Genomic DNA, 15,745 nt, shown 5'->3' on the forward strand with positions numbered 1-15,745 from the left:
GAGGTGAAAATACTTCGCTTATGGAGCCCTTGCTAATAGCAGAAAGCTCCCCACACCGCAAAAAGCTAACTGATCTTGTCATGGAGTTAGCTTCTAAATCTGCCGCATTTAAAAGTAGCTTGCCTTCTCCCATAAGGATATCTTTAGCAACCTTAGTTCGTGGAATGAATTGTTATTACAGTAATCTAATCGAAGGTCACGATATCCACCCCATTGCTATTGAGCAAGCGCTTCAAGGTCACTACAGTAATGATATCAAAAAGAGAAATTTACAATTAGAAGCTAAAGCTCATATCCTTGTACAGGAATGGATTGATAATGGCGGTATTCAAGGGAGTCTATTTTCTAAGGCTACAATAAGACAAATCCATACAGAATTTTGCAGCTTATTACCTGAGGATTTGTTATGGATTGAAAATCCCACCACAAAAAAGAAAATCCAGGTAGTACCGGGTCAGCTTCGTCAACAGGATGTTATAGTAGCTAATCATATTGCGATTAGTCCTGGAGCAGTCGATCGTTTCCTTTCTTATTCCGAGAATATATACCACCGTTTAGGCAAAGCAGAAACAGTTTTAGCGTTAGCGGCCGCGCATCATAGATTGTTATGGATACATCCTTTTCTGGACGGTAATGGTCGAGTAGCACGTTTACAATCTTACGCTATTACCCTTCAACTGTTAGATAGCTGTGGGTTGTGGTCGATAGCGCGGGGTCTTGCGCAAAACGTGAGTGAATATAAATCTCACCTTGCAAATTGTGATCTGCGTCGAAGGAACGATCTAGATGGTCGAGGCAATTTAAGCCAGGAAGCACTTATCGATTTCACCTATTTTTTTCTTAGAACTTGCATTGATCAAATTAATTTTATGGAAAAATTAATGCAGCCAGATAATTTAAGAGCCAGAATTTTAGTATGGGCAAAAGAGGAGGTTAGCCTGGGCAATTTGCCTTCACAATCCATTCAAATACTGGACGCTATTTTGTATCGCGGTGAAATCTCTAGAGGAGAAATTTCGGGAATATTAAATATTACTGATCGCCATGCCCGTCGCATAACTTCGTCCTTAATCGATAAAGGAATCTTGACCTCTGCAACACCAAGGGCTGCTTTAAAATTAGCGTTTCCAGCTACTCTTGCAAGCCGCTTACTGCCAGGTTTATTTCCTCCTGAATAATTATTTCAGGACAAACCTTATAAACTTTTTGACTGTATATCAGAGGTTAATCTCAGCTATCCGCTTCAAAATACCTAATCATTTATAGCATAAGATAAAATCATTATTCATGTTTAAACGTAACTATTCAGCCACTAGAAGCGAACGTCCATTTTCATTTTTCCTTTAAATGCAGTGCAAAACTGAACGTTCGAGTCAAATTCAAAAATTAGTCTGAATAGTTACGTTTAAACAAGCTATCCAATAACAAATTTAGCGCTAATTAAAATACAGTTTCTTTGGCTAAATAATTTAAAAAAATTGACCAATCTTCATCTATCGAGAAATAATCAAGTTTGTCGTGAGATAAATGCGACTACAGCTCTTATTTAGATTTATCTAAATTCACCTTAAAACAAGCTTAATTTTGTTAATATCTTGAGTATTTATGGCTGTATATCTTGCTTTTGTATCATTTGCTATTAAGATGAGAGTGTGTAAAGTTCCATACGTATAATTTCCGACTACTGCAATACTGCTATTTGTTCGTCACAAATTTTTTTTATCAAAACAAATTTGAAGGCAAGCTATAACTCCTTATTCGAATCAGGTGAAAAATGTTAAAAGACAAATTAGACAATTATTTTTCTATAGAGGATCTACCGCAAGAAATATTGCTGGAGATTATTTTTCTTCTGAAGACAAATGATAAGTTAAGTTTAAGGCAAGCGAGTACGTCTTTTTCTCGTTTGATAAATCGTGAAGGCGCATGGAGCGGGCAAATTAAAGGTTTTTATGCTGAAGAAAATATTTTTCCTAAACTAATAGAAGATAATTTCCACAAAAAGATCAAACAACGGAATCTTTCTGCTGGTGATTTAACAAAACTTTTAAAAAATTTAAAGAATGCTAATGGCGACTCTCTTATCGAAATTGATGAAGAAAAAGCACGAGAGATTCTTAGTGCTAAAGTTAGAGTAGCCAATTATTTAAGAAACAGGGACATGGTTTTGCCACATGTCATCTGCTTACTAATTACGCTAGCGGTACTCATAACGGGTATGACAGTCTTTTTTTATGATGAAAAGGATTATGATAGAGCTGTTAATACTTGTCATGAGTATGACATGCGTGAGTTAGCTTTACTTAGGTGTGTGGCTTCTACAAACCGATATGTCGCAAAACGAAGTTTTTTTAGTATGCCAGGCGCTTTTGGTAGCGGCGCTATTCTAAAATATGTTGATTCTGCTCTTCATTTTAAGCTAATCAAAAAGGATTATATGCATATATTAGATGATCAAGATGAAAGGCGAAGTTTAATGTCCAAGGTGGCTTGGTTAACTTTTAAAAATAGAAATGTGATTTCTTTTGCAATAATATTGCCGATGACATTATCTATTTTAAACAAAATTGCTTTCTCTTTAGAGATTGATGTTAGTCCCTGTTTTGAAGGTGACGATCTAAGTCTAATTTGCCTCGAAGAAAAGCGTGACCAGCAAATAGAAATAAACGAGCGTTTTCTTGCTATTATAGGAGCTGTAGCGGGTTATTATGTGCCTGCTGCAATAAATAGTAGTTGTGAGATTGTAAAATATTTGTCCAATAAGATATCGCAATGCTCTAAAGATGACATTGTTCATAAAGCTACTAATGTAGGTTCCAATGCATGGACTTCTGTAAAGACAGGCATACAGTCATTCTCTAATTTCTTTTTGCAGCGAAGTTCTTATGCGGAAACCCTATCAGAAGATGAAGTACCACTTCTCAGAGTTATATAAAAATTTTTTGTAACTATTCAGCACTAATTTTTGAATTTTGCTCGAACGTTCAGTTTTGCGCTGAATTTAAAGGAAAATGAGAATGAAAAAGCGCAGTATACAGGGGTATGTGAGCAGTTTTCTTTTCATTTTTCCTTTAATGAGGCACCCTTAATAATTTGATAAGCTTTTTTAAGTATGATTGTGCATTAATTTAACAAAGGTAAGAGCAATGCTATTTAAAGAATTTTATTCAAATCTAGAGCGTGATTTTTTGCGGAAACAGGATTCCACAGGCTTTAATTTATTCCGTCAAATGGCGGACACTAAGCTTAATAGATTAAATAATTTTAGCGATGCAGATAAATCTGATATAAATAAACTGATTGATTTTATTTGTAATAATATTTTTGAGGGTGAAGAGGAGATTGATAAAAATAAATACCAAGGATGTAAAGACAAATTTGAGTCCTTTATCCAATTCCTTTTTTTTAGAAGTCTTAGACTCACCAACATAATGAATAATGTCGACTTAAATCTTAATGATTTATGCCAACACTATCTGAACGTTCAACCCAAAGAAAAAATGGTGGTCAAATTTAAAGATGCCTCATCAACAAAGACCCGGAATCTAGTTTCCCGTTTAATCGAACATTTATCTATGATGACAACCACCCTCAGTACTCCTGGTTATATTCAAATTATTAACGAAGGATTGATGCATTTCGCCTCCAAAGACGAAACTGACGTATTGCTAAAGCCCGAAAAAACTGCAACTTCTTTGATAAGAATGTCAAATAGTAATCCTCAATCCATTGTCTGGACTATTAATCATTATGAAAAAGAAGAAGAAAAAGAAAAAGATGAGTGGCGATTACGTTTACTGTTAAACACAAATAAATGCCCCACACCCGTTGCTGAAGTTGCAATCAAGTTTAAAGATTTCGCCAGCGATACTTCGGAACAAGACTATACTTTTTTAGCATTTAAGTCTTTTGACAGGTTGAAAACATATGTCAAAGAAACGTGTGACGATTATTGTATTGCTATAAATTTTGAACGTATTTGTGGTGGAAGCTCGAAAGCAGACTTCCTGGATAAGCTGTCAAATCCGGACTATGTGAAAATTATGCAACATGAGCATGACAAGATATATTATGAAGCCGCATCTAGCCCAGCACAACAACTTGGCATGTTTGGCATTCTTTCAACTCCTAATAATCGCGGTGAGAATAACAACAACAATAATAATATCAATAATAATAATTCAGACTCCCCAGGAGAAGCTCAATACTACGATGTTTAATAAGATGGTAAATGTCATTATGACGTTGAGTTCAAGGATGAAATCTCTCTCTGCACAAATTTAAAGTCAAAAATTTGATGAAGCGAATACAAGAAGTACTACATTTTCTCAGGATGAGACGCGACAAAGGAAGAGTAAGCTCGCCCTCTTGAAGAGGGGAGATGTAAGGGCGTAATCTCTTACGCCTATGTAGCCTTAATAAGGAAGGACTAACACCTTAGTTCTCCCAGGCTGACCCACAAATTCTTCATTGAGCCATTTTGCATCTTCATTGAAAAGCCGGACACAACCATGGCTGGCATTGTAGCCCGGGACCTCATCAGAACCATGCAGGGCGTAACCTCCTTGAAAAAACATTGCATAGGGCATGGGCGCGCCACCTTTTTCAACGGGAAATTGTTTAGAAATGCAGTTTTTGCCTCGAACGTCATAGATTTGAAAGCGGCCCATCACTGTTTTACCGGGTTCCTTGATATCGTAGCACCATTCCCGACCGCCTGAAGCGGGCCCCCATTTAAGCAGCACACCTTCTGTATCATAAGCACCCCAAGCCAACAAAGTTAAGTCAACAACAATGAGCTTTGATCCGGGAGAGGAAATGGTAAAAGGGAAGGGCGATAAAGCCATAATATCTATTGTTTCCAGCTCGGGGGGGACGGCTACATACATTCCTGACTTAAGCCGGGTATTCATCCTATTCAAACGCTGAACAATATTTCGTTGATCGGGATCTGGAAAAAGTCGATTCCATGTATCTCCGCGTTGGGCTTGAATAGATTCATATTGATCGGTTTCACATAATTTCGTACTAAAATATTCTTCTGCTTGGACGGCGGTAAAAGAGAACAACGTGCTGAATATTATTATTGTTATTGCTTTATACATTCTTATCTCGTTAATTTAGGCATAGCGTCAGATTTAAAATAAAAGAAATTAGGTAACTACTCGCACCTAAAAGGGGACGTCCTAGCCAACTAATCACTTTGGGTGCGAGTAAATACAAAATTAGCTATATTTGCAACTCTTGTTTAAGGCATTTATTACAAAAATGCTAGCTGTTCAACTAAATATGGACGTTGTTGCCACGTTCTAAATTAGTGCTGAATAGTTATAAAAAATGTTAAACTCTTTTGCTTATTTTTTGATAAAATTTCTAGCCTTTGTATGGACGAGGAGATAAAAGTGTTACATTTTTTTGCCGAATATGGCCTTTTTTTAGCTAAAGTAGCCACGCTGGTGCTGGCCCTCATTGTGCTAATTTCCTTTATCATTGCTGCTGCTTCAAAGGGCAAATCAGCAAAAGAAAAACTCAAGATCAAGAAACTCAATAAGCGGTTTGAGGATTATAAGGACACCTTAAATGACCAAATCTTAAATAAGAATGAACTAAAGCAGATAGCGAAAACTGACAAGAAAAAAAATAAAGCCGCTAAAAAACAACCCCATACACGTAAAAGAGTTTTTGTGTTGGATTTCAATGGGGATATAAAAGCTTCCGCAACTACCTCTTTACGTGAAGAAGTGACAGCTATTTTGACCGTCGCAAATCCGAGTGATGAAGTAGTGGTAAGGCTTGAAAGCCCTGGCGGAATTGTTCCTTGTTATGGCCTTGCCGCTTCACAATTAAAGAGATTGCGTGATAGAAATATATTTTTAACTATAGCGGTCGATAAGGTAGCGGCTAGTGGGGGCTATATGATGGCCTGCGTAGCTAACAAAATTTTAGCTGCTCCATACTCTATCATCGGATCAATAGGCGTCGTTGCCCAGTTACCGAATTTCCATCGTTTGTTGAAAAAAAATAATATTGATTTTGAGCAAATCACGGCGGGAGCTTATAAACGTACCCTGAGCATGTTTGGTGAAAACACGGAAAAAGGCCGCGAAAAAGTGCAAGAAGATGTCAATAATGTTCATGAAATATTCAAAGAATTTATTATAGAAAATCGGCCTAATATCAACATTGATGAAATTGCAACGGGAGAACATTGGCACGGTGTACAGGCGCTAAATTTACAACTCATCGACGAATTGATGACCAGCGATGATTACTTGCTGAAGTCAAGTTTCGATAAAGATATCTATGAAGTGCATTACGAGCCCAAAAAATCGTTTGCCGATAAGTTCTCGCTTTCATTAAAAAAAGCTTCCGATGAATTTTTAGGGCCGACTCAGAAGTTTGAGTTGTTCTACTAATGCATAGCCATTCGCACGATCACGGCGACCATAAACATAATCTCACTCAAAATGTGCTGATTATTTCTATGATACTTGCCTTTGTCTTCGCAGGCATTGAAGGTGTTGCAGGTTGGTGGTCTCAATCTCTCGCCCTACTCAGTGATGCCGGCCATATGTTTTCCGATGCGCTGGCTTTGGCACTTGCTGCGTTTGCAGCATGGGTGGCGAAGAAACCGCCTTCAACGCAACATTCCTATGGTTTAGGCAGAGCAGAAATTCTAGGCGCATGGGCAAGTAGTTTACTCGTACTAGCGGTAGCCATTTTTGTGGTGGTTGAAGCCATACAAAGACTTCATGCTCCGCAGCCCGTCTCGGGTGGGGTGGTGATGCTAGTCGCTTTTTTGGGTGTTGTTGTCAATATAGGCATCGCCTGGATATTAACCCATGGAGAACAGAGTCTCAATGTGAGAGCAGCGGTGCTCCATGTCATGGGGGATTTACTAGGATCTGTTGCTGCACTCATTTCTGGAGCCGTGATTTATTTTACCCATTGGACTCCAATAGATCCTATTTTATCCATTTTTATCTCGGTCTTAATTGTGGTTTCAAGTTTTCGCTTACTCAAAGAATCGCTAGTAATACTCATGGAAGGCGTTCCACTACATTTAGATATCAATACTATAGGCAAGGCCATGGCGAGTATTGACAAGGTAAGATCGGTTCACGATTTACATATTTGGACCTTATCCTCGGGGGTTATCGTTTTAACTGCCCATGTGGAAATTGATGAGTTTCATCAGTGGAATGATATTCTGCATACTCTTCGATCAATGCTAATCAAAGAATACAAAATTGAGCATGTCACCTTGCAACCCGAAACACATACTCACGTAATTTATCATATGCCTTCACGCCCGATTTAGAGTGGGGCCCTCACCCCAACCCTCTCCCGCGAATGCACTTAAGAGAATTTTAGGATAGTCATTTACGCGGTAGAGGGAGAAATAGGGATGCATGCTATGAAAACTCTCTGTGCGCGTTTCTCCCTCTACCGCGTAAATGACTATCTTAAATTCTGCCAAGCTAAATCGCGGGAGAGGGTTGGGGTGAGGGTTTTTAAAATAGTACACGCTGCCTCGTGGGAAATATGTCCCAGACAACATGGAAGTACCTGGCACGACGCTGACTGGACCCACGAGCCATAAATTAGAGCTTCACCAACTAAGAATTTGCTAATCAATATAATTAATAAGATAATTGCGGGGGTCATTTTTTGACTGTTCACAAACACGGATGATTTTATTTAAAGGAATATACTATGAATAATGAAAATGTAGTTGATCACCCTCTTTCTATTGATTGGCAATTGAGTATTACATTGGCTGGTGGTGATAAAAAATTAGCCAAAGATTTATTGGAAATGTACATAGCAGATTTACCTAGATCGAGTGAGGCTATTCATGCTGCCCATCTCGAAAAGCAATACGGTGAATTGCTTAATCAGGTTCATAGGCTTCACGGCGCATCATGCTATTGTGGGGTGACACGATTGAAATCTATACTGTCCAACATGGAATTTGCTGCAAGAGAAAAACAAACTCAACAATTTGAAGACGCCTTACATGAATTCGATGAAGAAGTGAATAACGTTATGGCTTCTTATAAGATGGTTAGTTTCGCGTAGTTCTTATTATATATGAGGCATCATGGCAATATTTAGCAATAATGTAGACCCCGCTGAGATAGCAAAATTTTCATTGTTAGCTGAAGATTGGTGGAATCCATTTGGAAGCTCCAAACCATTGCATGATATTAATCCTCTACGATTTGAATTTATCAAAAAATATACCCCTCTCAGTAATATGGCTATTTTGGATATTGGCTGTGGAGGGGGAATTTTATCTGAAAGTTTAGCCAAAGAGGGCGGTAAAGTTACGGGAATTGATCTTTCCGAAGACGCTATTAAAGTTGCGACCTTGCATTCCCAGGACCAAAATGTCTCTGTCACCTACCAGGTGGCTTCTGCAGAAGATTATGCTGAGGAATTTCCCGCTCAATTCGATATAATCACGTGCATGGAACTTTTAGAGCATGTCCCGAGCCCTGATTCCATTATTCAGGCTTGTGCAACATTACTGAAGCCCAAAGGCCATCTTTTCCTCTCCACTATTAATCGAAACCCGAAAGCGTATTTATATGCGATCCTCGGTGCGGAGTACTTACTTAAACTCTTACCCAAGGGAACGCATCAATACGAAAAATTCATCCGTCCTATAGAAATGGCCGAGATGCTGCACCAAGCTGACCTACAGTTGGCCCACATGTCGGGTATGCATTATCATCCCATTTTCAAAACCTACTCATTGACAGATGACGTTTCCGTCAACTACTTAGTGCATTGCTACAAGGGATGAAGTTGATAGATAAACATAAGTCAGGCATAATTTCTCGTTATCCTTTTTAATAGTGAGTTAGATGACTTTCCCCAAAATAAAAACCGTTTTATTCGATCTTGATGGCACCTTACTGGATACAGCCCCTGACTTGGCCTACGCATTAAATAAACTCTTAGAGCAAGAAGGACTCTCGCCAGTTTCTTACGAGAAAGTAAGAGAGGTAGCTTCTGATGGTAGCCGGGCATTGCTGGCGCTAGGTATGCAGGTCAACGAAGAACATCCCCAGTTTGATAACTTCAAAAACATCTTTTTAAAGTATTATCAGCAGCATATTAGTGTTAGTACTACGCTTTTCCCCGGTATGGACATAGTGTTGAATCATCTCGACGAACAAGGCATTGCCTGGGGCGTCGTGACCAATAAACCGAGTCAACTCACCCAGGTATTAATGTCAGACTTAGAGCTAACAGATCGCTGCGCTTGTATAATTGGAGCGGATGCAGCGCTTCGTCCTAAACCTCACCCTGATTCACTCTTGCTTGCCTGTGAAAAGACCCAATCGTTACCAAGTGAATGCGTTTATATTGGTGATGCTGAGCGTGATATAGAGGCAGCTAAATATGCAGGAATGCGATCCATCGCGGCGTTATATGGGTATTTACGTAATGATTGCTCACCGGAATACTGGCACGCTGATTATTATATCGATCATCCTAAAGATATTGTTTGTTGGCTAAATAAACAGCTTTCATTCGCCGAGTGCAATTAATGGGGTAGGTTGTAGATGATATCTATCTTACAACCTTCCCATATAAATAAATCCTTAGACCAAACTTTTGGTTACAATTTCGTAAACATCATTCGATAATTTTGGCACGTTAGATATACGTGTAAGCTCTTCTCTCATCAGTGCTTGGCGATCTTTGTCATATTTGCGCCAACGAATTAAGGGTTCAATTAATCTCGCTGCAAGTTGTGGATTAAATGAATCAATACTCATCACAAGATCCGCTAAAAAAGCATATGGTTCACCACTTTTGTCGTGGAACCGGAGATGATTATAATTTGTAAATGCACCAATCAACGCCCTTGTTTTGTTAGGATTTTTTAAGTCAAAACTGGAGTGTGACATAAGCGCTTTAACTGTTTCAAAGGTATGCGGTAATGTTGATATGGCTTGCAGAGAAAACCATTTGTCGACCACCAAGGGCTCTTTTTGCCATTGATCATAAAATTCATTAAAGGCCTCTTCACGCTCCTTAGAATCGATGTTAGTCAAGGCTGATAAAGCCCCAATGGTATCGGTAAGATTATTGGAGGTATGAAATTGTTTCATAGCCATGGCAAGAATTTCTTTTTCCTCTAATAACATTAAATAGGAAAGACTAAGGTTTTTAATGCGTCGTTGCCCCATCGCTTCTTTGTCTAAACTAAACTGGGAAATATTATTTTCATGATAAAGACGTAAAAAATCTTTTTTAAGTTGGGTCGCTAAATGTTTTCTCAAATTTTTGCGAACACAATAGATGGCGGTGATATCCGCACTATCCATCAACTCCAACAGGTATGTTTCCGCAGGAAAACTCAGCATTTCTGCCATAAGAAGTTTATCTAATTTTGAATTATTGAGAATAGTGCTGAACGCCTCGGTAAATTCATCACCAATTTGTAATTCTTGATCAGGTTGGTATTTATTTACCAACTTAATAATAAGTTTTGCAGCCAACTGTTGACCTGCATCCCACGAGTTAAATCCATCTGTATCATGAGACATTAAAAAAATGAGCTCTTCATCTGTGTAGGGATAGTGTAATTTGACAGGCGCTGAAAAGTTTCGCAGCAACGAGGGCAGCGGCTTTTGAGTAATATTGTTGAACACGAATTTCTGTTCCGCTTTGGTAAGCGAGATAACTTTTACTTTTTCACCTTCCTTGCTGTCATCACCCTCCAGATGTAATGCTAATTCTTCGCCCTCGGGACTAAGTAATGCCATACGAATGGGGATTAAATAATCCTCTTTTTGGGCTTGATCCGGCGTAGGAGGGGTGAATTGTTTCAGATGTAGCGTAAAGGTTTTTGTTTTTTCATCATAGTTTCCTGTGGCTTCCACCTGCGGGGTTCCTGCTTGAGTATACCAGCGACGAAATTGCGTAAGGTCAAGGTCAGAAGCTTGTTCCATTGCTTGTACAAAATTTTCTGTGGTCACAGCCTTGCCATCGTTGGTGGCAAAATAAATATCCATGGCTTTTCTAAAGGTTTCTTTGCCGAGTAAGGTTTCCATCATGCGGATGACTTCGGCGCCTTTATTGTAAACCGTAACCGTATAAAAATTGTTTATCTCAATATAAGAATCTGGTCGGATGGGATGGGCCATGGGGCCAGCATCTTGAGGAAATTGAAAATTGCGAATCACATTGACATCTTTAATGCGTTTAACTGCGTGAGATGTCATGTCAGCGGTAAAATTCTGATCACGGAAGATAGTCAGGCCTTCTTTCAACGTAATTTGAAACCAGTTGCTCACTGTTACTCTGTTTCCAGACCAGTTATGAAAGTATTCGTGACCGATAACACTTTCAATATTGATATAGTCGTCATCGGTAGCCGTATCCGGTTTTGCTAAAATATACCGGTCATTAAAAATATTTAGTCCCTTGTTTTCCATCGCTCCCATATTGAAGTCGCTTACTGCAACTATCATGTAGATATCTAGATCATATTCACGGCCGTAGGTTTCTTCATCCCAGCGCATTGCCCTTTTAAGCGAGCCCATTGCATAGTCGCTTTGTGATAGGTTGCCTTTTTCCACATAGACGCGGAGCAACACTGTGCGCCCAGACAGGGTGTCAAAAGTATCTTCTAGCCACTCATAATCTCCGGCTACCAGCGCAAATAAGTAACAAGGTTTAAGGGAAGGGTCTTCCCACATGACCCATTGTCGGTTTCCTTCAAGCTCCTTACTGTCCACCAAATTACCATTAGACAACAACACAGGATAACGCGTTTTATCGGCGGTAATAGTCGTAGTGAAGCGAGTGAGTACATCAGGTCTATCTAAGAAGTAAGTGATGCGTCGAAAGCCTTGGGCTTCGCACTGCGTGCAATAATTTCCCTTTGACTGATATAAGCCGCTCAACGCTTTATTTTCAGCCGGTTTGATCAACACTTCAATTTCCAGCGTAAATTGATCTGGAACTTGCGGAATAATAAGCTTGTCAGCGGTCACTTCATATTGATCGGGATGAAGCGTTGTACCTTCAAGAAGAATCGTCCTTAATTGTAACTCCTCTCCATTTAAACAGAGACTATTATCCCCCTTAGATTCTGGATTGCGGTAGATCTTCAGGATACTTTTTACAATTGTGTAGTCAGGATGTAGATCGAAATGGAGGAAGACATTTTCAAAGAGGTAGTTACTTGGTTCATAATCCTTGAGATGGGTCTCTTGGGGTTTAGTCATTTTAGCCATCAGCGTCTCCCTGCATTTTTCAATAAGGCAGTGATTATAGCAATTTTCTCCCTAAGGACTAGAAATTAGATTCATTTTTAGTTACATTGGTCGCCAATACTAATTTTGCTTTTTATAACTCCTTGAATAATAACAAAAACTTTTTTTGGTGATAAAAATCACTTTAGTTTGCTACAGGAAAAAATCATATGACCAAAGTAAGCAACCAAGGCGTTTTCCAAAGACGTTTTCTTCCCTGGCTTATGTTTGCTATGGGTGCCTCGTATTATTGTCTCACTTATTTTCTGCGCGTTTCTCCGAGTGTCATGAAGAAGGATTTACTTACCCATTTTAAAATTACAGCCACAGAATTTGGTAGCTTAAGTTCAGCCTATTATAATGCCTATACTCCTATGCAGCTTTTTGTCGGGGTTATTGTCGATCGTCTTGGAGCTAGAAAGGTGTTGGTATCTGCTTGCCTTATCTGTATGGTGGGTTTGAGCATTTTTATTCACGCTGAAACGCTGCAGCTCGCTAAAACAGGCCGTTTTCTGATAGGTTTTGGTTCTGCATTTGCCTATATTACCGTATTAAAATTGGTCGCTCTATGGTTACCTCCCAATCGATTTGCGACTGCGGCTGGATTGACGTCCGCCTTTGGTATGTCAGCAGGTATTTTTTCTCAAATATATCTAGCCTCCTTTGTTGAAAAAGTGGGCTATAAAAGTGCGCTTTCAACGGGATTAACTGCAGGTCTTATTTTATCAGTGATTTTATTTTTGGTAGTGCGGGATCGACCCAAAGCTCAACGTGCAGAAGCCAAGCTTCCGGGCAATCAATTAACCTTGGCCCAAACTTTACGCGGCTTAGGTTATGTTTTGATGAAGAAGGAAACGTGGGTAATTGGCTTTGTAGGTCTTCTTTTATACTTACCTGCCTCTGCCTTTTTAGATCTTTGGGGAATTCCTTATTTAGAAACCGCTTACCATGTGACCTCTGAAAAAGCAGCCATGATGATTTTCTTCGTTTATTTTGGTTGGATATTGGCAGGCCCATTAATTGGCGCCCTGTCTGACAAAATTCGCTTACGTTGTTTACCGCTGTTGGTAACCTCTATTTTTTCAACAATTTTTAGTGCGATGGCTTTTTATATTCCAAACTTACCTTTCCCCCTTCTCTATACCCTTTTATTCTTGTTCGGGGTGACTTGTGGCTCACATCCTTTAGTGTTTTCATTGAGCCGTGAAAAAAATCCAGAACAAATTTCAGGGACTGCAACGGCAACCACCAATTTTTTCATTATGTTGGGGGGGGTGTTATTCCAGCCTTTCATGGGTAAAATTTTAGACTGGCATTGGAGTGGGGCATTAATTGACGGGGTTCGTGTGTATACGTTATCTGATTACAAATTTGCGCTCGCAGTGGTACCTATTGGACTATTCTTATCGTGCATTTTAATTTTATTCATTAAAGAAACTCATTGTAAGATTCAAGAACAACCTTTACTCTAGTTGGAACGCTGATAAAGTTGAGGATGAATATTAATGTCGCAACTTAAAATTATCATTGAATTAGAGGGGCAGCCTTCAAATCCACCGCAGTTACTGACGTTATCGCACAATTCTTTTTTGAAACAGTTGCAAAGCAGCGCTTTTCGCTCTGAGCTGAGTTACTACATTATTTACTATATAGACACCCTCTATTCACAAATGCCAAAACAAGCTTCGGGCTTGCCTCGTGAGCTCTCTCTCGTTTGTGGCATATTAAAGCAAGCTATACCCCAGAATGATAAAGCTGGCTTTGCAACAAAGATTGCTGAGCTCGAAGAGATTCTAGAACTGAAGGTCTTTTTTGAAAAATTTACCGAGGATAACCCCAATTATAGTGGCAGCTTCACTAGTCATGATATGGCAGCAGGGACACCGCTTAGACTGGCGATTGAAAAAGCCAATAGATTGAGACGTCTTATCCTTAATACACATTGTGATTCTCTCACATCTAAGGTAAAAAAATATAATGGAGAATCAGAGGGCAAGCAATGGTCTACTCCTCATGATAAGGGACAATCCCTTGGTTGGAAACAACGTGCTAAAGCGTATTTTATTACCTATCCAAAGAAAATTTTTAGTGGTTTTATAGCTAGGGTAACTGCTTTGTTAGATAAGTTGTACCCTAAGAAACCCGCCCCAGCTGCTATGAAAGTTGAAGTGCCTGTGGTAAATATTCAGCCTAATGAAGTGACACAATCCATTGCTGGTAAAGATCCATTAATTGAGAGCCTACTCAATTTAGCAGTGCTAGTTAATTATCCTTGTCCTTTAGTATTATCAAAGTTGACAGGTGAACAAATTATTTCCACGCTGCAACTGCAACATGAGAGTCTGAGTTCGGATCAGTCAAATAATCCACATGAACTTGTAAAAAAGTATTTTCAGAGTGAAGGTAATCTAACGAAAAATATAGATTTTTACTCAATACATCAATTAATTGCAAATAATCCGTTTCTTAAACATTTCCGCCCACGAGACTATGTTTCACAACTTGATTTTCATTATTATTCGATTAAGGTGCAGTTATTTCTTCAGCTATTAGATAATAAGCTAATCAATACTAATGATGTCATTCGCCAGGAAAAAACTCAGACTGATGAGATTGTGAAAAAAATTCATGCGGTTCGACCAGTAGATGTAGGGCAAAACTATTTTTGGAATTTGATTTGCCACCCCCAGCAAGCCGAGAATATCGCAGATATTTACAAAAGTTTTGCTCCTACTTACCCGGCCATTTTTGAACATGAATGTCAACGAATCAGAAAAGTACTCATTCGCTTTATTGATGAACTAAGTCTGGAAAAGAGGACTAATAGTCAATTAGATGATGCGTGTTTAATGAATGACTTTATACATCTTATACAAGCCTCAGAGATAGGCGCAGTAGTTAAAGTAAATTTAGAAATCATGTTTGCAGAGAATTCGACTGAATACAATACCGAGTTTTTTATGCGTTCGCTAAAGAAGATAAGCTGGAATGATTCATCCTTACCTGAAAGAATTGACCAATCTATCATCACTAATATGGGAAAATGGAAACCTAACCTCGTCTTAATGGGTAGATTTTTAGTTGCGGCTGATGCAACACTCGCGCCTCAACTGCCATCGGGGATAGAACTTCTAAACTTGTTTTATATGACACTCCCTAAATTAAGTCTTGAACACATTGTGGACAGTGTGCAGAAAATACTCCCTCAATCTCAGGATCAGTCTATAGCCTGGAATTTTTTGAAAGGAAGACTGGAGAATTTCTATGCTACCACAGGTCTTGAGGAAGATTTAGCCTGCTTGCAAAGGGCTTTCAGCAAGATGAATAACCAGATCAGCCATAATGCTGGACAACGATGCTGGGCGCCCTTTAGCAACACCTGGAGAGGTGATCCTCCTCCTCCTCCGCCTAACGCTCCTACACTTGTATATTAGTCCTTCTTGTAATCCCTCAAATATCTGTTT

The 15,745-nt window shown here is 39.1% G+C and carries 12 protein-coding genes; 10 read left to right on the forward strand and 2 right to left on the reverse strand.

Annotation, left to right across the window (positions count from 1 at the left end):
• The first annotated feature begins 20 nt into the window (after positions 1–20).
• From H0U71_06300 to H0U71_06310, 3 genes are all read left to right on the forward strand, one after another.
• The gene (locus H0U71_06300; GenBank protein MBA2654659.1) at positions 21–1,178 is read left to right on the forward strand and encodes a Fic family protein; all 1,158 of its coding nucleotides are present in this window, start codon (positions 21–23) and stop codon (positions 1,176–1,178) included.
• Between the two features lie 596 nt (positions 1,179–1,774).
• Entirely contained in the window at positions 1,775–2,935 is a 1,161-nt protein-coding gene (locus tag H0U71_06305) for an F-box protein (GenBank protein ID MBA2654660.1), read from the forward strand.
• 211 nt (positions 2,936–3,146) lie between these two features.
• Entirely contained in the window at positions 3,147–4,220 is a 1,074-nt protein-coding gene (locus H0U71_06310; GenBank protein MBA2654661.1) for a hypothetical protein, read from the forward strand.
• Positions 4,221–4,415: 195 nt separating this feature from the next.
• On the opposite strand, the gene H0U71_06315 is transcribed toward H0U71_06310, so the two are convergent.
• Positions 4,416–5,105 (reverse strand): L,D-transpeptidase, encoded by a 690-nt coding sequence (locus H0U71_06315; protein ID MBA2654662.1) that lies wholly within the window; start codon positions 5,103–5,105, stop codon positions 4,416–4,418.
• Positions 5,106–5,384: 279 nt separating this feature from the next.
• Between H0U71_06315 and sohB the strand changes: the two genes are divergently transcribed.
• The 5 genes from sohB to H0U71_06340 all read left to right on the forward strand — a co-directional run bounded on the left by sohB (position 5,385) and on the right by H0U71_06340 (position 9,563).
• Positions 5,385–6,416 carry a protease SohB gene (gene sohB / locus H0U71_06320; GenBank protein ID MBA2654663.1) on the forward strand — a complete coding sequence of 344 codons (1,032 nt, stop codon included), beginning with the start codon at positions 5,385–5,387 and terminating at the stop codon, positions 6,414–6,416.
• The gene (locus H0U71_06325; protein ID MBA2654664.1) at positions 6,416–7,321 is read left to right on the forward strand and encodes a cation transporter; all 906 of its coding nucleotides are present in this window, start codon (positions 6,416–6,418) and stop codon (positions 7,319–7,321) included. The genes sohB and H0U71_06325 overlap by 1 nt, the downstream gene beginning before the upstream one ends.
• A gap of 395 nt (positions 7,322–7,716) precedes the next feature.
• The gene (locus H0U71_06330) at positions 7,717–8,082 is read left to right on the forward strand and encodes an Hpt domain-containing protein (GenBank protein MBA2654665.1); all 366 of its coding nucleotides are present in this window, start codon (positions 7,717–7,719) and stop codon (positions 8,080–8,082) included.
• Between the two features lie 22 nt (positions 8,083–8,104).
• Positions 8,105–8,812 carry a bifunctional 2-polyprenyl-6-hydroxyphenol methylase/3-demethylubiquinol 3-O-methyltransferase UbiG gene (ubiG, locus tag H0U71_06335; GenBank protein ID MBA2654666.1) on the forward strand — a complete coding sequence of 236 codons (708 nt, stop codon included), beginning with the start codon at positions 8,105–8,107 and terminating at the stop codon, positions 8,810–8,812.
• Between the two features lie 61 nt (positions 8,813–8,873).
• Complete coding sequence (locus tag H0U71_06340) at positions 8,874–9,563, forward strand: HAD-IA family hydrolase (protein MBA2654667.1); 690 nt, start codon at positions 8,874–8,876, stop codon at positions 9,561–9,563.
• Between the two features lie 54 nt (positions 9,564–9,617).
• Here H0U71_06340 and pepN read toward each other — a convergent pair whose 3' ends face one another.
• Positions 9,618–12,263, reverse strand: a complete 2,646-nt coding sequence (gene pepN / locus H0U71_06345) for an aminopeptidase N (protein MBA2654668.1) — start codon at positions 12,261–12,263, stop codon at positions 9,618–9,620.
• A 188-nt stretch (positions 12,264–12,451) separates the two neighbouring features.
• On the opposite strand from pepN, the gene H0U71_06350 reads away from it, so the two are divergent.
• Both H0U71_06350 and H0U71_06355 read left to right on the forward strand, forming a co-directional pair.
• Complete coding sequence (locus tag H0U71_06350; GenBank protein MBA2654669.1) at positions 12,452–13,753, forward strand: MFS transporter; 1,302 nt, start codon at positions 12,452–12,454, stop codon at positions 13,751–13,753.
• A gap of 33 nt (positions 13,754–13,786) precedes the next feature.
• Positions 13,787–15,715, forward strand: coding sequence for a hypothetical protein (locus H0U71_06355; protein MBA2654670.1), 1,929 nt, complete (start codon positions 13,787–13,789; stop codon positions 15,713–15,715).
• Positions 15,716–15,745: the final 30 nt, after the last annotated feature.

The organism is Gammaproteobacteria bacterium, from assembly GCA_013697705.1.
GTDB lineage: Bacteria > Pseudomonadota > Gammaproteobacteria > UBA6002 > UBA6002 > UBA6002.